The organism is Fulvimarina uroteuthidis (assembly GCF_034321785.1).
Lineage (GTDB): Bacteria > Pseudomonadota > Alphaproteobacteria > Rhizobiales > Rhizobiaceae > Fulvimarina > Fulvimarina uroteuthidis.
Window position 1 is genome coordinate 1 of sequence record NZ_JAXLPB010000011.1, and the last position, 16,958, is coordinate 16,958.

A 16,958-nucleotide genomic window follows, 5' to 3' on the forward strand; every position below is an offset into this window, starting at 1 on the left:
TCGTCAACCGCACGAAGAAGGAGAACGCACATCCCTTGACCCAGACATGACCCTCTCAAAGTAAACTGAAGCCGGGTCACTTCTCGATGGAAAACCCGGGTCAGTTCCGCTTGGAAATCAACACAAGGAGTACCTCTCGCAACGTGGGGAGTTGAGTAAGATCCGCGCTAAGATCGAAGAGATCGTTCGATGTCTAACCGGAGCTCGGGTACTCGAAGCGAACATCGATTCCCGACCCTCGCCAAGGAAGAGCGAATATCCACGACCCGTGACACGGCCTTTCGATATCGTGCTCAGCGCCTGTCAACCGAAGGTCGTCATCGCCCACGGAACGGATGTCGTAGCGCATCTTCAAAGCTGGAAGGCCAAAGGTACGCTGATCGAATGCAAACACTTTATATATGTTGGCCATCGGCGCACTGCCGCGGTTCTCGCTGAAGCCCGGCGCGCTCTTGCATCCAATTCGAACCGTCAGCCGTCGCCAAACACATGGCCCTTAGAGACATGAAAGCCGGAGACGTCCAAGAGGGCTTAGGATTTGTACGGTTTGTTCTGGTTTGGTCGAGCCTCAGCCCGGTGTTCTTGCTTTGGGCGATACGGGGTGTCGATGCAGTGGTGGACTGGGTTTGGGTTCCGGCTTGCGTGGCGCTTTTTGCACTACCGTCCGCGCTGCTCGCTTTTATTCTGTACAGAGCGCGAAAGTCCGAGAACTTAAAAACCATCGCAGTTCATGAAGCTTGGGATCAGCGGGAGCACTTACTAACCTATCTGTTTGCAATGCTAATCCCTCTTTTCGACGCGAACTTGGGCGGGTTGCGCGATATTCTGGCTGTTGGCTGCGCCATTTTGTTTGTCATGTTTTGTTCTGGCACATGAAACTTCACTATATGAATTTGATTTTTGCGATATTTGGCTACCGGATCTACACTGTGGAGGCAAGAGTAGGCACTTCCCAGCGTGATCGACAGGAAACTCGATTGGTTACCTACGTGGTGATTTCAAAGCGCCACGAGCTTCCGGCAGATCTACCTTTGACCGGATATCGGCTGGGAGCAAATGTTCTAATGGACAAACTTGATGATTGATCAGAGCTTTGACTTTGGAGAGATAGTGTCGGTCAATTTCGGCGTTTCCCTCCGAAGTAACGGGAACATGCATTTCGTACCTACCGACGCTGCGACGAAGGACGCGCTAAAGCAGATCCTCCGTCAGACAAGAGGTATTTTTGTTGGGCTGCCTGATGAATGGGAGCCCTATGACATCTCAGAGGACTATGGAGCTCGCCGCAGGGTCTACGCTCCGCGTGACAATGAATTCATGCGCGAGATCGCCACTGTTTTCGACGCAGGCGCACTCGATGATCTCGCAAATATCAGTGATCATGCCTACGACGTTGAGTTCTATTTCGCGGAGTTCAGGGACGGTCTCAACCGAAAAGCAGTCGGTATTCGGAAGGCCACCCAACTTAAGGGCACGCTGAATGCTCGAAACCGGCTGGTGAGGCTAGTCGATGACACTCTAGTATTGATTCAAGAAGACGTTTTGAATCTGGACACCGAATTCGATCTGATTGTTACCGACCCTCACGTCTTCATATTGAACCCGCGGCAAACTGAGCACCTCGCAAAGATAGTTCAACAGGTAGCCTCTACTGCCGCTGAGAAGGTCAAAGTCATACACGATTCAATTCCGTTCCTCGATCTGAGCAGGATTGCGGAAAAGATCGGCAATCATCCCCGCATGGCCCGTCACGCAGCGTCCATAGCCTTGAACCCGAACCTTGCGAACTTCCAGAGACCTGCCATCGAGTCCCTCGCTGCTAAGCATGGAATCAAATTCAAGGAACTTGGCGACGGCCGCTTACAATGTCGCGTGTCGGACGAGGCGCGTTTGCTGGAACTACTGGATGCTCGCCGATATCATCTTGATTTACAGGGCGACGGAGGCGCCCCTTACCGGGCGACCGCACGGCAACGGGTGTCAGCCTGAGTAAGCTGCGTCTTGTCCCGTTTCTCTCGGGACCAACTAAATGCTGTATCAGCAGGGTATACCCTCGGGTGACGTAACACTGCGGCGGCGGCTTGACGTAACATCTGGGTTGACACCGCCTATTTGTGACAGTGTAGCCTCGGGCATAAACCCTAAGGTGACAACCCTATGGCCCGTATCGGTTACGCCCGAGTCAGCATGCTCGATCAGGACCTTGAAGTGCAGCGAGCCCGACTGAAAGCCGAAGGCTGCAACATCATCCGATCCGAAAAGGTGTCGGGGGCCAGTCGCGACGGTCGCACCGAACTTGCAACAATCATCGAGTTCCTGCGTCCCGGCGACGAACTGGTCGTCACGCGCCTTGACCGCCTCGGCCGCGATACGCGCGACGTGCTAAACCTCATCCACGAATGCGAGCAGCGCGGCGCGTTCGTGACCGTGCTTGACCCGCACGTCTCGACGCGCGGGGAAATGGGGCACATCGTCCTTACCGTGTTGGGTATCGATCCGAAATCATGCTCGCCATGTGGATCGTTTTCACCATTGAAGGCATCGAAGTTCGCCGCGGCGGTCATGATCAATGCCAACATTCCACCGCCAAGCGCCCGCACTCCCGGCGTCACAACCACCGTGCCACCTGTGCGATGTTTACGAAGCTTGAGTAGTCATCATCATGGAAACAGCATCTGGGACGCGGGCTGCACTCGCGCGGAGGCGGCTCATTGGTCAGCTCCGAAGGAGCGATACGCCCCGCGCGCTGGCACTCGCAACACTTCTCGAAGCTTGCACGACAACGGCACCATGCCGAAGCGCAGCGTGCCCGGTTTGCGGGCTCGCCTTCCAGCAGGCAGCCGTCTCGGTTGTCGAGCATTTCATTTGCGGTCCCGCGCGAGCAATCCGCGGCCGGACGCACGCACTAACCATCGTGCCTAGCACAGGTTGTCTAGCACCAGACAACCTGACCCTCGCGGAGTGTCGACGGGTCGATGCGGAAATCATGACCGCGTTGACCACACTTAGGCTTCCTCCGATGGTTGTAGGTTTCGAGGTCTCCTTCAACGAAGATGTAACCGGCGAGGTGGAGCCACACTGGTGCCGCCACGGACATTGGATCGGGCTCGACTGGCTGTCCAAGGCTCAGACGGACGGATTGAAAGCGACTTTCCCACCATCGAGGATATCGAAGCGGCCAGTTTTCTCCGAACCGCTCGATCATGATCCACGTGGCCGAGAATATCCGTTCAAGGCGGAACGGGTTCGTCGGGTGAGCGAACTCGTCACGGACGACCCCAACCGCAAACCATACCGCGACACTAAACGTCGACAATTAGCTTCAGTGCAAAGAACGTCCCCCGGTCCTCTTTGGCTACAGGGATTGCCTCGTAGGTGAGGTGCCAGCGCCCTTCATTCACTTCAAACTGGTGCCAAAGGTAGGTTCCGGTTTGATAGGAGAATGGCAAACTCGCGAACTTGCGGGCGTAACCCCAATCATCCGGGCGCAACTGTTCGCCAAGCAAATCCAGCGCCATATCGATTTTGAGGAAACGGCGCGGAACGTCGATACTGTTGAGGCTTTCAAACCGTAGGGCGGTGCGCCGCCTCTTCAGCGATCTGTCCATGAGGCGGAGCCTTGGGCGAATGGTTGTTGGCGCATTGAACGCCAAACGCTGCAAGCCGTGAAGCTCTCATCGAGCCTACCACCGCTCATTGACTGGTTACGCGTGATTACCCGGTGCTTACCGTGCCACACCTCGCCGACCGCTGAATGTAATAAGCCATTGAAAAGATTGGTGCACCCGACAGGATTCGAACCTGTGACCTCTGCCTTCGGAGGGCAGCGCTCTATCCAGCTGAGCTACGGGTGCGGGCGAGCCGGTTTTGCTGGCGACAGGGAGGCAATACCGGATTGCGGCTTTGTCGGCAAGGTGGCGGCTGCGCGTTTTCCCTTTGGCGAAGGTCGCGCGTTCGATTGCTGCCGCGCGCGATGATCGGCGGATTCAAGCACCGTTCGGCCGGCCGGCCGTCCGGAAACGGGACGCCGCCGTTCGAGGGCGGGAGAAGACAGCGGCAGGACTTATAAGGCCGGCAAGCATAGTGATCTATTGCGTCGAACCGACGACGGTGTGATGCTTCATTCTTCGCGATGGCCGAGGGCGACGGGTGACGCTGGCAACGCGTATCGCCGTGCGCCCGATCGGCGCCCGGAGCGATGCCGGCGGCTCGCCGCGGCAACGGATCCATTTTCGAGAGGCCGGGCAATGCCGGAAAGGCAGGCCGACCGATCCATCATGTCCGGGCAGAGTGCTCGACACAAGACAAGGCGCAAGACCGGATGAGCGAGAATTCGAGCAACGAAATCCCCGCTGCGGGCGGAAACCTGATCGAAACCGATTACGAGATCGGGCAGGACAACATTCAGGCGAATATCGGTCCGTTCGGCCTCGACATTCACAATCCGGTCTTTGCGATTTCCAGTGCGGCGATCATTCTCTTCGTCATCGGCACCTTGCTGTTCCCGGAGGACGCGACCGGTTTCTTCGATGCGGCGAAGAGCTGGGTCACGGTTCGTTTCGACTGGTTCTTCATTCTGACCGCCAACATCTTCCTCGTCTTCGCCATCGCCATCGCCATTTCTCCCTATGGAAAGGTGCGTCTCGGCGGAAACGACGCTCGGCCGGACTTCACCCTGTCCGGCTGGCTGGCCATGCTGTTTGCGGCCGGCATGGGGATCGGGCTTCTCTTCTGGAGCGTCGGCGAGCCGATGACCCATTTCGCCAGTTCGGTCGCCGCGGATGCCGGCACGCCCGGCAGCTGGGCCCCGCTCGGGGGAGCTGCGGGAGACGTGGAGGAAGCCGCTCGTCTCGGCCTTGCCGCAACGCTCTATCATTGGGGGCTGCAGGCCTGGGCGATCTATGCCGTCGTCGGACTGGCGCTCGCGCTCTTTGCGTTCAACAAGGGGCTGCCGCTGGCCATCCGCTCGGCTTTCTATCCGATCTTCGGCGAGCGTGTCTGGGGGTGGGTCGGCCATGTCATCGACATCATGGCGGTGCTTGCAACCCTCTTCGGCCTCGCGACCTCGCTCGGTCTCGGCGCGGAACAGATCAATGCCGGCCTCTCCTATCTCTACGGCGTGCCGGTCTCCGATGTCGTCAAGATCCTGCTGATATCCACGATCACCGGCGTTGCGATGATGTCCGTGCTGCGCGGTCTCGACGGCGGCGTGAAGGTCGCATCCGAGATCAATATGGGGCTCGCCTTCGTCCTCCTCGTCGCGGTCTTCTTCATCGGCCCGACGGGCGCGATCGTGGATCGCGTCGCCGATTCCTTCGTGAGCTACTTCGCCTACCTGCCCGCGCTGTCGCAGCCCTTCGGACGCGAGGATGAGAACTATGCGCAGGGCTGGTCGTCCTTCTACTGGGCCTGGTGGGTCTCCTGGTCGCCCTTCGTCGGCATGTTCATCGCAAGGGTCAGCCGCGGACGCACGGTGCGGGAGTTCATCACCTGCGTGCTGATCGTTCCGTCTTTCGTCTGCATCCTGTGGATGTCGATCTTCGCCGGCGTCGCCTTCGACCAGTATATCACGGACGGCTACCGGGCCGTCGCCGACGCGCAGCTCGAAGTGAAGCTCTTCGAGATGTTCGACGTCATGCCGCTTGCGCAGCTGACGTCGCTGGTCGGCATCGTCCTGGTCGCGGTGTTCTTCATCACCTCCTCGGACAGCGGCTCGCTGGTCATCGACACCATCACCGCCGGCGGCAAGGACGATGGTCCAATTCCCCAGCGCGTGTTCTGGTGCATCTTCGAAGGGCTTGTCGCGATCGCGCTTCTGCTCGGGGGAGGGCTGACGGCACTCCAGTCGATGGTCGTGACGACAGGGTTCCCGTTCACCTTCGTGCTCCTCCTGATGTGCGTGAGCATCGTGATCGGCCTGCACAGCGAGTGGAAACAGCCGAAGGTGGTCGCGCCGGCCTGATCCTCGCGGCGCGCGGCGCCGACGAACCGGCCGGCGAGGCAGAGCTGGCGGCGCGACGCCAGGCGCACCGGGGCGTTACCGGACGGGGTCGTGCCGGCGGGACGTCCAGCGTCGGCCAAGCTTGGAGGGCGAGCGCGCCGCGCTCGACCGTGCGGGCGAGATCGTCCACGAGAGCGCGGGCGATGACGGCGTCGCACATCCCGGACCGGTCTCGCCTGGTTTGCCGGGCGGCCATAGCGGCACGACCGGCTCTCCACGCTCTGGTCCGGCGCTTCGATCGTCGGGTAGAAAGGCTGCCCGCATGGGCGAAGGCCGGGGCTTGCGGGCCACCCCGCCAATCCGTTCGCTACCGTACGGGTAGAAGTTTGGTCCTGTTAGCGAACTTAAAACTTGCTTCGAGCTATACCGCTGTGACTCTCCGACAAGGTGAACCCGGCATGCTGCAGCGACCGACCCACGACGAGCCTGCCAGAATCGACGCGCTCCGACGCTATCGCGCGATGAATCAGGGCTTGGACGCACGGTACGACAAGATCGTCACGCTGGCATGCCGGCTCTTCGACGTGCCCTACGCGGCATTGTCCCTGATCGACGAGCATCGCCAGTGTTTCAAGGCGACGGTCGGACTGGGCGGCAGCGAAGCGCCGCGCAGCATCTCGATATGCAGCCATATGATCGAGCGGGCGGAACCGATGGTCCTCCTGGATGCGCGCGACGACCCGCGGTTTGCCGAAAACCCGTTCGTTACTGCGGGACCGTTCATCCGCTTCTACGCCGGAACCCCGATCACCACGTCCGACGGATATGCGGTCGGTGCCCTGTGCATCGCCGATTCGGCCCCCCGCGACGGTTTTTCGCAAAGCGAGGCCGCGCTTTTGAAGGAGCTGGGCGAGCTTGCGATGGAGCAGCTCGAATTGCGGCGTGCGAGCCTGAAGGCGGCGGCGGCGGCGGCGTTCGTGGAGGCGGGAAGCTCCGCCATGATCTGCGTCGATCATGCCGGCGAGATCACCTTTGCCAACCGGCCGGCCCTCGATCTCCTGGGCTACGAGGAATGCGACCTTCTCGGCCAATCCGTCGAGATCATCGTGCCCGACCGGATGAAGAGCGCTCACAGGGCGGGCATGAAGCGCGTCGTCAACGGCGGACCGTCGTCGCTGTCGGGAAAACCGTTCGAACTGATGGCGCGCCGCAGCGACGGGAGCGAACTGCCGATCGAGATGACGCTTTCGATCTTCTCGACCGACGAGGGTATGGGTTTCGGCGCGACCATGATCGACATCACCGAACGGCGGGCGCGCGACGCGCGTCTCCACCGTCTCGCGAACTTCGATCCGATGACCGGGCTGCAGAACCGGACGAGCTTTACGGAAAAGCTGAACGGCCTCGTGCAGGAAATGGTCGACGTCACGGTCCTCCTCATCGATCTCCAGGGGTTCAAGCAGGTCAACGACACCTACGGGCATGCGGCCGGGGATGGGATCCTGCAGGCCTTCTCGATCCGGCTGACCGCGAGCCAGCCCTCGGATGCCGTCATCGCACGCTTCGGGGGGGACGAGTTCGCGGTTCTCCTTCCCGGCCGGATCGATCCCGACTTTGCCCGCATTCAGGCCGAGAACCTGCAGAGGGCCCTTGCCGAGCCGTTCACGCTCGATGGCAAGGAGGTCCGGATCGGGGCCGGCATCGGTTACGCCTTCGGTCCCCGCGGCTCGGTCGAGGCGGACGAACTGATCGCCAACGCCGATTTCGCGCTCTATGACGCGAAGGCTGCCTCGTCCCAGCCGATGCTGCGAAGTTTCGACCCCTCGATGCGCGCGGCGGCGAACGCGAAGCTGGCGCTTCAGAAGGAGCTCCGGCGTGCGTTCGAAGGCGGCGAATTCGTCCTGCATTATCAACCGCAGATCGATTTGACGACCGGCCGCATCAAGGGCGTCGAGGCCCTCATTCGCTGGAACCACCCCACGCGCGGGCTTCTGGCGCCGGCGGAGTTTCTCGGCGTTCTCGAAGCCATGTCGCTTGCCCAGGCGGTCGGCTGGTGGACGCTGGAGGAGGCCTGCGCGCAACTCGGGCGATGGCGCGCGCGCGGGCTCGACGATCTGCGCATGTCGGTCAACCTGTTCTCCATCCAGTTGCGATCCGATACGCTCGGCATTCGGGTCCTCAACGCGCTCAGCCACAACGCGTTGATCCCCTCGCTCCTGGAACTCGAGATCACCGAGACCATTGCGATCGACCAGGAAGAACGGGCGCTCGGTGCCATCCAGTGCCTGCGCGATGCCGGCGTTCGCATTGCCTTCGACGATTTCGGAACCGGCTTTGCGTCGCTCAGCAGCCTCAAGCGCTTCCCCATCACGACGCTGAAGATCGACCGCAGCTTCGTGCGCGATTCGGGCCAGGACGACGAGACCGGCGCGATCCTCGAGGCGACCATCCGCCTTGGCAAGCGGCTCGGGCTCGAAACCATCGCCGAGGGCGTCGAGACGAAGGAGCAGGAAGAGCGGATCAAGCGCATGGGGTGCGACATCGGCCAGGGCTATTTCTACAGCAGGCCGGTGAGTGCAGATCAGATCTTCGAGCGCTTCGCTGCGCCGATGACGCGTGTGCAAGGACCCGATGATCGGGCTGCGGCGGTGCTTGGAGTGGTCGCATAGCCCTTCGTCGGCAACGGCATGTTCCGACCCGTTTCGGGACCGGCCGGCCCGTCGACACGTAACGCCGATGGTCCCGTGACGTCAGGCCGGTCCGGCGGGGCCGGGCAGATGGGGCGCGAGGAGCGCCTTGACGTCGACACGGGCCTTCAGCCGCAGGCAGAGAAGATAGATGCCTCCGAACTTGCGCTGCAGGAACAGCGTATCGACGGGTGGCAGGAGATAGACCTGACGGTCTTCGGCAAGCTTCATGCCCTCCTCGCGCATCGACGCCAGTAGCTCGTCCGTGCCGAAATCGAAATCGCCCTTTCGGCGAAGGAGGCCGGCGGCGACCTCGAAGAGATCGAGGATCTGCTCGTGCTGGCGCATCGGGACGGCGTCGCTCAAGAGCCCCATCTCGATCAAGGCCCGGTGCGCGCCCGCCCGGTCGTCGCCGATCGCGGCCATCGCGAGCGAGCGGCACGCTTCCGCGATTTTCTCGGGAAAGACCCGCGTCGCACCGAAATCGAGAAGCACGATGCGTTCGGTGCCTTTCGGCACGTCCCGCTCGATCCGGTAATTGGCAAGGTTCGGGTCGGTCTGCATGGTGCGGAAGGCGAAGAGTTCGTGGAGGACGAGCCCGATCAGATGGCTCGCCGTCCTGTCCCGCACCGCCTGCGTGGCGGTAAAGAGGCTCTCGATCGGCGCGCTGTCGATATAGGACATTGCGAGCACGTCCTTCGACGAGAAGTCCGCATGAAAGGCCGGCAGGACGAAGCGCGGATCGTCCTTCAAAAGCGCCCGGAACTCGACAAGGCATTCGGCTTCGCGGTGATAGTCGGCTTCCTCGTGGAGCTGTCGCTTGGCTTCGGCCAGAAGCGGCGCGATGTCGAGCTCGCGCGGGATCATGCCCGTCATCCTCAAGAGCGTGGCGACATTGTCGATATCGCTGTCGATCGATTGGCGCACGCCCGGATATTGCACCTTGATGGCGAGGTCCCGCCCGTCATGGGTCAGGGCGCGGTGCACCTGCCCGATCGAGGCGGCCGCGATCGGCCGGTCGGCGAAATATTCGAACCGGCCGCGCCAATCGGGTCCCCAATTGCGCGACAGCACCTGTTCGAGCTGGCGCCCGGGCATCGGATCGGCGTCGGCGCGCAACCGGCCCATGATCTCGGAAAGCTCGGGCGGCAGGAGATCGCCGGCATCCATCGAGATCAGCTGACCCATCTTCATGGCGGCGCCCCGCAATTGCGAAAGCTGGTCGGTGACCTTGCGCACATTGCCGGGGGTCATGAGAAGATCGGACAGGCGCGGGCGCTCGCCGCGCGCTAAGCGTCCGGCGCCGTCCAGGAACATGTTGCCGGCAACGCCGCCCGCCAAGCCGCCGAGCCGTGCAAGGCGGGACAACCTGCCGCTCGGCACGGACCGCCCCTTCGAAAACGGATCTCTGGCTGCCATCGCTGTCCGGCCTTCCGGTGTGGTGCAAGGGGTGTCCGTCACAAGATGGCGCGTCTTGCGGCGCCAACCATCCGCGTCCTGGCGCCGCACGGAGCGAGCCGGGCGACCTGAAGCGCTGCGGTCCGCCCGGATGACGCGCGGAACGATCGGCGAGGAAGGCGCAAAACCGCGCTTTGATGCGCCCTCGACTTTCCGCTATTGACGCCGAAAGCGCGGTCGGCGCCGGGCGGGATCTGCGCGAAGGGCGCACCGACCTTTCGGGCAGGCCGCCTTGGCCAACGACGAGGACATTTCACACGATGAATCCGAACAGGATCGGACGCTTTCCGTCGGTGCTTGCAGGCGCGCTCGCCATTGCGGCGTTCCATGCGGTCTCAAGCCTTGCCCACGCGACCCCCGTGCTGGTCGTCGACGCCGAGACGCGACGGGTCCTTTACGAGGAAGAGGCCGGCGCGCCCTGGTATCCGGCCTCGACGACGAAGCTGATGTCGGCCTATGTGGTGTTCGAGGCGCTGGCCCGCGGCGAGGTGACGCTCGACACGCCGGTGGTGATTTCCAAGGAGGCCATGGGCGAGGCCTCGCTTCACGCCGGTCTCAAGGCCGGGCGGTCGATGCGGCTCGAGGATGCGCTCTATGCCATGGTCGTCGGCTCGGCGAACGAAGTTTCGGTGTCGCTTGCCGAAACCGTTGCCGGAAGCGTCGATGCGTTCGCCGGCCGCATGAACGACGTCGCCCGGCGCCTCGGCATGACCGCCTCGCATTTTTCGAACCCCAATGGCCTGTTCGCGAAGGACCATGTCACGACAGCGCGCGATCTGGCGCTCCTCGGCGTGGCGGCGGCGACGGATTTCCCGCAATATCGCCCGCTTTTCGAGACCTTCCAGGTGATCATCGACGGCAAGACGCTGGAATCGGAAAACACGCTTCTCACCGGGTTTCCCGGGACGATCGGTTTCAAGACCGGGTTTCTCTGCGCGTCCGGCCGCAACGTCGTCGCGATGGCGGAACGGGGAGGGCGGCGGATCCTCGTCGTGATTCTCGGCGCCACCACGGGCCGCGAGCGGTCCGAACGGGCGGCCAAACTGATGACGGAAGCCTTCGACGGCACGCTCGCGCCCTCAGGCCGCGATCTGGCGGCGCTTCAAAACAATCCGTCGCTGCCGCCCGAGGACATGCGGATGCGGGTCTGCAGCGACGAGACCGCGGCCTACGAGGCGAAGCGCAACCGGCTCTATCCGATGGGGCTGCCGGGCGAGGTCAGCTATCTTGGCGCCGACATCGCGCCGCGCGCCTATGCCTTCCAGACGACCGAGGCCGCCCCGACATTCGACGTGCCGATCCCCACCCTGCGCCCGGTTCGCCCTTACACTGGCGATCGGATGCCTTAAATTCAGGGAACGGGAGAAAACGTCAGATCCGGTCGATCGACCACCCGGCGCGAAAATTCGAAGAACCGACGGTTCCGGGCGAGGCCATGCCATCGCTCCAGTCCGTACGGGCATGAAGGAGGCTTGCCGCCCATGAGTGTCGCATTCGTCAAGGAACCCAACGAAGACCAGGTCGAGGTCCTGCCGGACCGCGATCTCGGCACCGATCCCAACATCGTCACGCCGCGGGGCCTGCATCTCATCGACGGCGAGATCGCGGCGCTGGACGCCCGCCTGATCGAGGCGCGGGACGCCGGCGACAAGGTGGCGCTCGCTCATATCAACCGGGATCTGCGCTACTGGAAGGCGCGTCACGCGACCGCCGAACTCGTCCGGCCGCCCCACGATCCGCAGACCGTCCAGTTCGGATGCGTGGTCTCGATCGAGCGACCCGACGGGCGCGAGCAGCGCTTCACGATCGTCGGTATCGACGAGGCGGACCCGCGCGAGGGCTACCTGTCCTATCTGTCGCCGCTCGCCAGAACACTGATCGGCAAGTCCGTCGGCGACACGGTGAAGGCCGGCGCGAGCGATGCCGAGATCACCGCGATCGCCGCCGGCTGAGACCGCCGTCCGGATTGTCCGTCCCGTGCGCGCGTGCTGATGTCCGCAAGGGCCTACGAAGCGGGCGGCGGCGTCAGAGCAGCGGCACGCCGGTCAGGTCCATGACGACGCCATAGCTGACGATCCCGAGGCCCAGCATGGCGACGGTCACGAGGATTGCGGTCGCCCAGTCGCCGAGAATGGTGTGGCAGAGGCGTGCCGTCAGGACCAGGGAGGCGAGGGACAGGACCGCGCCCAGAAGCGCCAGATTGGGCCCCCTGCCGAAGGCGAGGACGAGGGCGAGATAGGGGGCGAAGGCCCAGCTGATCAGGGCCGCGCCCCAATTCGTCGCGACGACGAGCGGGGAGACCTTGCGGCCCCATCCGATCTGCCGCGCGACGAGGATCAGGCAGAATACGGGCAGGAGCCAGGAAAGAAGATCGGCGAGGAGATGGGCTCCGAACGCCTGTGCCCCGCCGATCTCCCGGACCGGATCGACCGGCCGGTCGATCTCGTATTCGATCCAGGACAGGACCAGGGCGGGCGCGGCGACGAGAATGGCGAAGAAGGAGCGGTAGAAACCGTCGGCGGACAGGTCGAGGCGATCGAGGCCGGCCCTTCGGCCCGCCATCAGGGCGAACGCGCCGGAAAAATTGCTCAGGATCTCGCTCACGTCAGGCAGCGACTGCGGCTCTGGAGGCGAACCAACGGGAGAGGAACTGGTCATAGATTTCTGTCAACGCCTCCAGATCGGCAATGGGCACGCGCTCGTCGGCCATGTGCATAGTCTGGCCTACCAGGCCGAACTCGACAACAGGGCAGTGATCCTTGATAAACCGTGCGTCCGACGTTCCGCCAGTGGTGGAAAGCTGCGGCGATTTGCCGGTGACCGAGGCAACGGACGCCGACAGGGAGGCGATGAGATCGTCGGACCGGGTGAGAAAGGATTCCGAAGGCCGGCCGCGCCATTCGACGGCGATCTCGGCTGCGTCGCGCCCGACGCGGTATGAACCTCCCGTGCGTGCCGCCTCGACGCGCCGCAGCACCTCGGTCTTCAGGCTCTCCGGCGTCCAGGCATCGCTGAACCGGATATTGAAGGTGAGCGTCGAGCGCCCCGGAATGACGTTGGTCGCCGGGTTTCCCGTATCGATCGAGGTGATCTCGAGATTGGTCGGCGGGAAGGCTGCCGTTCCTTCGTCGAACGGTTCGGCCATCAGCCGGTCGGCGACGGCGACGATGGTGCGAAGCGGATTGTCGGCAAGATGGGGATAGGCGACGTGACCCTGACGTCCCTTCACGGCGACGGTCCCTGACAGGGAGCCCCGCCGACCGATCTTGATCATGTCGCCGAGGGCGTTTGGATTGGTCGGCTCTCCCACGAGGCTGGCGTCGAACCGTTCGCCGCGCGCCGCCACCCAGTCGAGAAGCTTGATCGTTCCGTTGATCGCCGGGCCTTCCTCGTCGCCGGTGATCAGAAGGGAAATGCGCCCGTCGCCGGGCTCCCCTCGCGCCTTGCGCCGCGCGACGGCGGCGACGAAGGCGGCGATGCCGCCCTTCATGTCGACCGCGCCGCGCCCGTAAAGCATGCCGTCGCGGATCTCGGCCGCAAATGGCGGCGCGCTCCAGTCGGCCTCGTCTCCGGTCGGCACCACGTCGGTGTGGCCGGCAAAGCAGAGATGGGGACCGGTCCCGCATGCGGCGTAAAAATTCTCGATGTCGGGCGTTCCGGCCTCGGTGAAGACCGGCCGCTCGACCGAGAAGCCGAGCGGTTCGACAAGCTCCTGAAGTGTCGTCAGGGCGCCGCCCTCGTGGGGCGTCACCGAAGGGCAGCGGATCAGCGCGGCAAGCACGGCGATGGGATCGGTCGGATCGATGGGCAGGGACATGGGCGGCACGCAGGGTTCGAACGTTGATGTCGGCGGTGAGGTGCCTGTTTGCCACAGCAAGACGCCGAATGCGACCGCCGGGCAATCCGCCACCGATTTGCCGCGATCGGGGCCGAGCGGGTTCATGCAACGTTAACGGTCCGGATTTCGGCGAATGCTTCGCTCCCTGCGCATGCCTCTGCTTTTCACCGCCCTTTTCGCCCTGCCTCTGTCCGCATGCGTGCCGAATGCCGCGACGGTCCTGGAAAGCGCTGCGCCGCTGCCCGTCGCCCGCCCTGCCGATGCGCCGAGCCCGGTCGCCGTCGCCGCGATCCAGGACGAGAAGGTGTTCTCGCGTGACCGCGAGATCGCCGCGCGCGAGATCGCGAAGGCATCAGAAAAGGGCACGGTTTCGGGAAGCGCCGCGATCGACGGGCTGATCGCGAAGCATGCGAAGGCCAACGACATTCCGGTCGAACTCGCCTTCGGCGTCGTGCGGGTCGAAAGCCGGTACAATCCCAGAGCCAGGGGCGCGGGCGTCTACGGCCTGTCGCAGATCAAGCCGGCGACGGCCAGGAGCCTCGGCTTTTCCGGCTCGGCCAGCGACCTGCTGGATGCCGACACCAATCTTCGCTACGGCATGAAATATCTGAAGGGCGCCTGGGACAAGGCCGACCGCGACGTCTGCCGGACCGCGATGAAGTACAAGGGCGGCCACCGCGCAACCCGCATGACGCGCTCGGCCTCGTCCTACTGTTCGAAGGTCAAGGCGCACATGGCCGAGATCGCCAAGCGCGGCGGCGTGCCTGCGGCCAGGGCTCTGGCGACGATGCCGGCCGAAACGGCCGTCGCCGGAGCGCCGCCGGCAAAGGCGATGGTCACGATGGTCGATGCGGTCGAGCGGCCTGGCGCAGCCGCGCCGACCCTGCCGGTTGCGGCCGATGCGATCATCGAGGCGCCGGCAAAGCCGGCGACCACCGATATCAGCAGCCGGCGCATTCCCGTGCCCACGCCGTCCGAACGGTCCTGATCGCCGCCTGAGGCTTCAGTCCTTCTCGGTGACGAGCAGGATCGGCCCCAGCCTGTCCCGCCGATAGGCAATGCCTGCCGCGGGATAGGAGAGGCTCGACACCTGTCCGTCGAAGAACAGGGCGTCGCGAACGCCGACGGTGTCGCGGAAGAAGACCGCGAAATCGTGAAAGTTGATCGGCTTGCGGGTGAGGGCGAGATAGACGATGCCGCCATCCGCGCTGACGCCGACGCCGTTGCGCACGTAGAGACTGTCCGAGTTCTCGATGAAGCGCGGATGCACGCTGCCGTCGATCAGCAGCATCGGGCCGGATTGGGTGGCGAGGGCCGGGGCATGGCCCTCGTCGAGATAGGCCTGCGTCTCGCGAACGAAGGCGCGGCCGTTCTCGACGTAGAAGACGCCGTTCGGGCGCAGGGAGAAATTGCCCGAGCCCGTGCCCAGAACCGCATTCTTGAGCGTCCGCCCGTCCTGGACCGTCAGCCCGACGGGGCGGCGGTCCTCGTGATACATGCCGGCATTCATCGCGAGCACGACCGGGGAGGACACGCTTTTCGCGGCGTTCTCGAACGTCTCGTAAGGCCGGTCCGATGCGTCGAGCGCGCGCAGCGTCAGATCGTAGCCGGCGAGCGGCACCTCGCACAGGATCGTTTCGACGGTGCCGGCCATGGCGATGCGGCAAAGGCCGTCATGGCCGGCCGGCAGATCGGGTACCGGCACCAGCCAGCTCCAGAAGCTGGCTGCGAGGACCGTCGGTACGAGGCTCGAAAACAGGGTTTTCATCGCTTTTGCGTCCGGTTCTCGATGGGTCGATCGCTTGATCGGTTTGAAACGGAGCGGGCCGCTCCTGCTCGGTGGCCCGGCTCTCACTATCGTGCGCCGGCCGGCCCTATTCCAGAACGAGGTTCGCCGCGCTGTCGGGCAGTTCCTCGCCGAACGCGCGCTGGTAGAATTCGGCCACGAGCGAGCGCTCGAGATCGTCGCACTTGTTGAGGAAGGTCAGCCGGAAGGACATGCCGATATCGCCGAAGATCTCGGCGTTCTCGGCCCAGGTGATCACGGTCCGCGGGCTCATCACGGTGGACAGGTCGCCGTTCACGAAGGCGGCACGGGTGAGATCGGCGACACGCACCATGCGGCTCACCGTCTGGCGGCCCTTCTCGTTCTGCCAGTCCTTGACCTTGGACAGGACGATCTCGACCTCGTTGTCGTGCGGCAGGTAGTTGAGCGTCGTGACGATGGACCAGCGGTCCATCTGCGCCTGGTTGATCTGCTGGGTGCCGTGATAGAGGCCCGTCGTATCGCCAAGGCCGACCGTGTTGGCGGTGGCGAACAGGCGGAAGGCGGGATGGGGACGGATGACCCGGCTCTGGTCGAGAAGCGTCAGACGGCCCGACGATTCCAGGACGCGCTGGATCACGAACATCACGTCCGGCCGGCCGGCATCATACTCGTCGAAGACCAGCGCGACATTGTTCTGGTAGGCCCAGGGCAGGATGCCGTCGCGAAACTCGGTGACCTGCATGCCGTCGCGAACGGTGATCGCGTCCTTGCCGACGAGATCGATCCGGCTGACATGGCTGTCGAGGTTGACGCGCACGCACGGCCAGTTCAGCCGGGCCGCCACCTGCTCGATATGGGTCGACTTGCCTGTGCCGTGATAGCCCGACACCATGACGCGCCGGTTGCGCGAGAAGCCGGCGAGGATCGCGAGTGTCGTTGGCTTGTCGAAGATATAGTCCGGATCGATCTCGGGAACGTGCGGATCGGCGTTCTTGAAGGCCGGTACGGTCAGGTCGCTCTCGAAACCGAAGGTTTCACGCACGGAGATCGTGGTGTCCGGGAGAGGGGCCACGTGTCGTTCCGATGCACTCATCTTGCCTCCTGAAGACCGGCGCGGCGCTGGAACGGCCGCACGGCTCTTGAATCGTCTCGTTCATGGGTGAAGCGCGGGCCCCGCCATGCATCCCGACCTTTCCGGGAAGGCGGGATCGTGGAAGCACCGAAGCTTTGCGTTGCCACGCAAATACCGCGTGACAGGCCCGGATG

Annotated in this window: 13 protein-coding genes, 1 tRNA gene and 1 pseudogene; 8 read left to right on the forward strand and 7 right to left on the reverse strand. The window is 63.6% G+C overall.

The window, feature by feature from the left end; genetic code table 11:
* Positions 1 to 504: 504 nt before the first annotated feature.
* The 3 genes and pseudogenes from U0C82_RS18315 to U0C82_RS18325 all read left to right on the forward strand — a co-directional run.
* Positions 505 to 876, forward strand: coding sequence for a hypothetical protein (locus U0C82_RS18315; RefSeq protein WP_322189225.1), 372 nt, complete (start codon positions 505 to 507; stop codon positions 874 to 876).
* Between the two features lie 201 nt (positions 877 to 1,077).
* Positions 1,078 to 1,989, forward strand: a complete 912-nt coding sequence (locus U0C82_RS18320; RefSeq protein WP_322189227.1) for a Kiwa anti-phage protein KwaB-like domain-containing protein — start codon at positions 1,078 to 1,080, stop codon at positions 1,987 to 1,989.
* A 168-nt stretch (positions 1,990 to 2,157) separates the two neighbouring features.
* Positions 2,158 to 2,493 (forward strand): annotated as a pseudogene (locus U0C82_RS18325) (recombinase family protein); the annotation flags it as partial.
* Positions 2,494 to 3,302: 809 nt separating this feature from the next.
* Here the strand turns inward: U0C82_RS18325 and U0C82_RS18330 are convergent.
* Both U0C82_RS18330 and U0C82_RS18335 read right to left on the reverse strand, forming a co-directional pair.
* A complete protein-coding gene (locus U0C82_RS18330; protein ID WP_322189229.1) occupies positions 3,303 to 3,608 on the reverse strand; it encodes a hypothetical protein in 306 nt (101 codons plus the stop codon).
* Positions 3,609 to 3,777: 169 nt separating this feature from the next.
* Positions 3,778 to 3,854, reverse strand: a tRNA-Arg gene (locus U0C82_RS18335).
* Between the two features lie 467 nt (positions 3,855 to 4,321).
* On the opposite strand from U0C82_RS18335, the gene U0C82_RS18340 reads away from it, so the two are divergent.
* Positions 4,322 to 5,962, forward strand: a complete 1,641-nt coding sequence (locus U0C82_RS18340; RefSeq protein ID WP_322189231.1) for a BCCT family transporter — start codon at positions 4,322 to 4,324, stop codon at positions 5,960 to 5,962.
* Positions 5,963 to 6,399: 437 nt separating this feature from the next.
* Positions 6,400 to 8,610 carry a putative bifunctional diguanylate cyclase/phosphodiesterase gene (locus tag U0C82_RS18345; protein WP_322189233.1) on the forward strand — a complete coding sequence of 737 codons (2,211 nt, stop codon included), beginning with the start codon at positions 6,400 to 6,402 and terminating at the stop codon, positions 8,608 to 8,610.
* Between the two features lie 81 nt (positions 8,611 to 8,691).
* Here U0C82_RS18345 and U0C82_RS18350 read toward each other — a convergent pair whose 3' ends face one another.
* Positions 8,692 to 10,047, reverse strand: a complete 1,356-nt coding sequence (locus U0C82_RS18350; RefSeq protein WP_322189234.1) for an ABC1 kinase family protein — start codon at positions 10,045 to 10,047, stop codon at positions 8,692 to 8,694.
* A gap of 299 nt (positions 10,048 to 10,346) precedes the next feature.
* Here U0C82_RS18350 and U0C82_RS18355 point away from each other — a divergent pair, with 299 nt between their 5' ends.
* Together U0C82_RS18355 and U0C82_RS18360 are read left to right on the forward strand one after the other, a co-directional pair.
* Positions 10,347 to 11,435, forward strand: coding sequence for a D-alanyl-D-alanine carboxypeptidase family protein (locus U0C82_RS18355; protein WP_322189236.1), 1,089 nt, complete (start codon positions 10,347 to 10,349; stop codon positions 11,433 to 11,435).
* 132 nt (positions 11,436 to 11,567) lie between these two features.
* Positions 11,568 to 12,038, forward strand: a complete 471-nt coding sequence (locus U0C82_RS18360; RefSeq protein WP_322189238.1) for a GreA/GreB family elongation factor — start codon at positions 11,568 to 11,570, stop codon at positions 12,036 to 12,038.
* 73 nt (positions 12,039 to 12,111) lie between these two features.
* Here the strand turns inward: U0C82_RS18360 and U0C82_RS18365 are convergent, their stop codons facing one another.
* Both U0C82_RS18365 and dapE read right to left on the reverse strand, forming a co-directional pair.
* On the reverse strand, positions 12,112 to 12,690 hold the full coding sequence (locus tag U0C82_RS18365) for a hypothetical protein (protein WP_322189239.1): 579 nt from the start codon (positions 12,688 to 12,690) through the stop codon (positions 12,112 to 12,114).
* 1 nt (position 12,691) lies between these two features.
* Positions 12,692 to 13,903, reverse strand: coding sequence for a succinyl-diaminopimelate desuccinylase (gene dapE / locus U0C82_RS18370; protein WP_416186724.1), 1,212 nt, complete (start codon positions 13,901 to 13,903; stop codon positions 12,692 to 12,694).
* 154 nt (positions 13,904 to 14,057) lie between these two features.
* Between dapE and U0C82_RS18375 the strand changes: the two genes are divergently transcribed.
* Entirely contained in the window at positions 14,058 to 14,912 is an 855-nt protein-coding gene (locus U0C82_RS18375; protein WP_322189241.1) for a lytic transglycosylase domain-containing protein, read from the forward strand.
* A 15-nt stretch (positions 14,913 to 14,927) separates the two neighbouring features.
* Here the strand turns inward: U0C82_RS18375 and U0C82_RS18380 are convergent, their stop codons facing one another.
* Together U0C82_RS18380 and cobS are read right to left on the reverse strand one after the other, a co-directional pair.
* Entirely contained in the window at positions 14,928 to 15,692 is a 765-nt protein-coding gene (locus tag U0C82_RS18380) for a phosphodiester glycosidase family protein (RefSeq protein ID WP_322189243.1), read from the reverse strand.
* Positions 15,693 to 15,798: 106 nt separating this feature from the next.
* Complete coding sequence (gene cobS, locus U0C82_RS18385; RefSeq protein ID WP_322189246.1) at positions 15,799 to 16,785, reverse strand: cobaltochelatase subunit CobS; 987 nt, start codon at positions 16,783 to 16,785, stop codon at positions 15,799 to 15,801.
* Positions 16,786 to 16,958 lie beyond the last annotated feature (173 nt).

What these genes read in the sequence shown, in the direction of transcription:
- U0C82_RS18315 (WP_322189225.1), top strand. Translation starts at nt 505, where the DNA reads ATGAAAGCCGGAGACGTCCAAGAGGGCTTAGGATTTGTACGGTTTGTT.
- U0C82_RS18320 (WP_322189227.1), top strand. Translation starts at nt 1,078, where the DNA reads ATGATTGATCAGAGCTTTGACTTTGGAGAGATAGTGTCGGTCAATTTC.
- U0C82_RS18330 (WP_322189229.1), bottom strand. Translation starts at nt 3,608, where the DNA reads ATGGACAGATCGCTGAAGAGGCGGCGCACCGCCCTACGGTTTGAAAGC.
- U0C82_RS18340 (WP_322189231.1), top strand. Translation starts at nt 4,322, where the DNA reads ATGAGCGAGAATTCGAGCAACGAAATCCCCGCTGCGGGCGGAAACCTG.
- U0C82_RS18345 (WP_322189233.1), top strand. Translation starts at nt 6,400, where the DNA reads ATGCTGCAGCGACCGACCCACGACGAGCCTGCCAGAATCGACGCGCTC.
- U0C82_RS18350 (WP_322189234.1), bottom strand. Translation starts at nt 10,047, where the DNA reads ATGGCAGCCAGAGATCCGTTTTCGAAGGGGCGGTCCGTGCCGAGCGGC.
- U0C82_RS18355 (WP_322189236.1), top strand. Translation starts at nt 10,347, where the DNA reads ATGAATCCGAACAGGATCGGACGCTTTCCGTCGGTGCTTGCAGGCGCG.
- U0C82_RS18360 (WP_322189238.1), top strand. Translation starts at nt 11,568, where the DNA reads ATGAGTGTCGCATTCGTCAAGGAACCCAACGAAGACCAGGTCGAGGTC.
- dapE (WP_416186724.1), bottom strand. Translation starts at nt 13,903, where the DNA reads ATGTCCCTGCCCATCGATCCGACCGATCCCATCGCCGTGCTTGCCGCG.
- U0C82_RS18375 (WP_322189241.1), top strand. Translation starts at nt 14,058, where the DNA reads ATGCTTCGCTCCCTGCGCATGCCTCTGCTTTTCACCGCCCTTTTCGCC.
- U0C82_RS18380 (WP_322189243.1), bottom strand. Translation starts at nt 15,692, where the DNA reads ATGAAAACCCTGTTTTCGAGCCTCGTACCGACGGTCCTCGCAGCCAGC.
- cobS (WP_322189246.1), bottom strand. Translation starts at nt 16,785, where the DNA reads ATGAGTGCATCGGAACGACACGTGGCCCCTCTCCCGGACACCACGATC.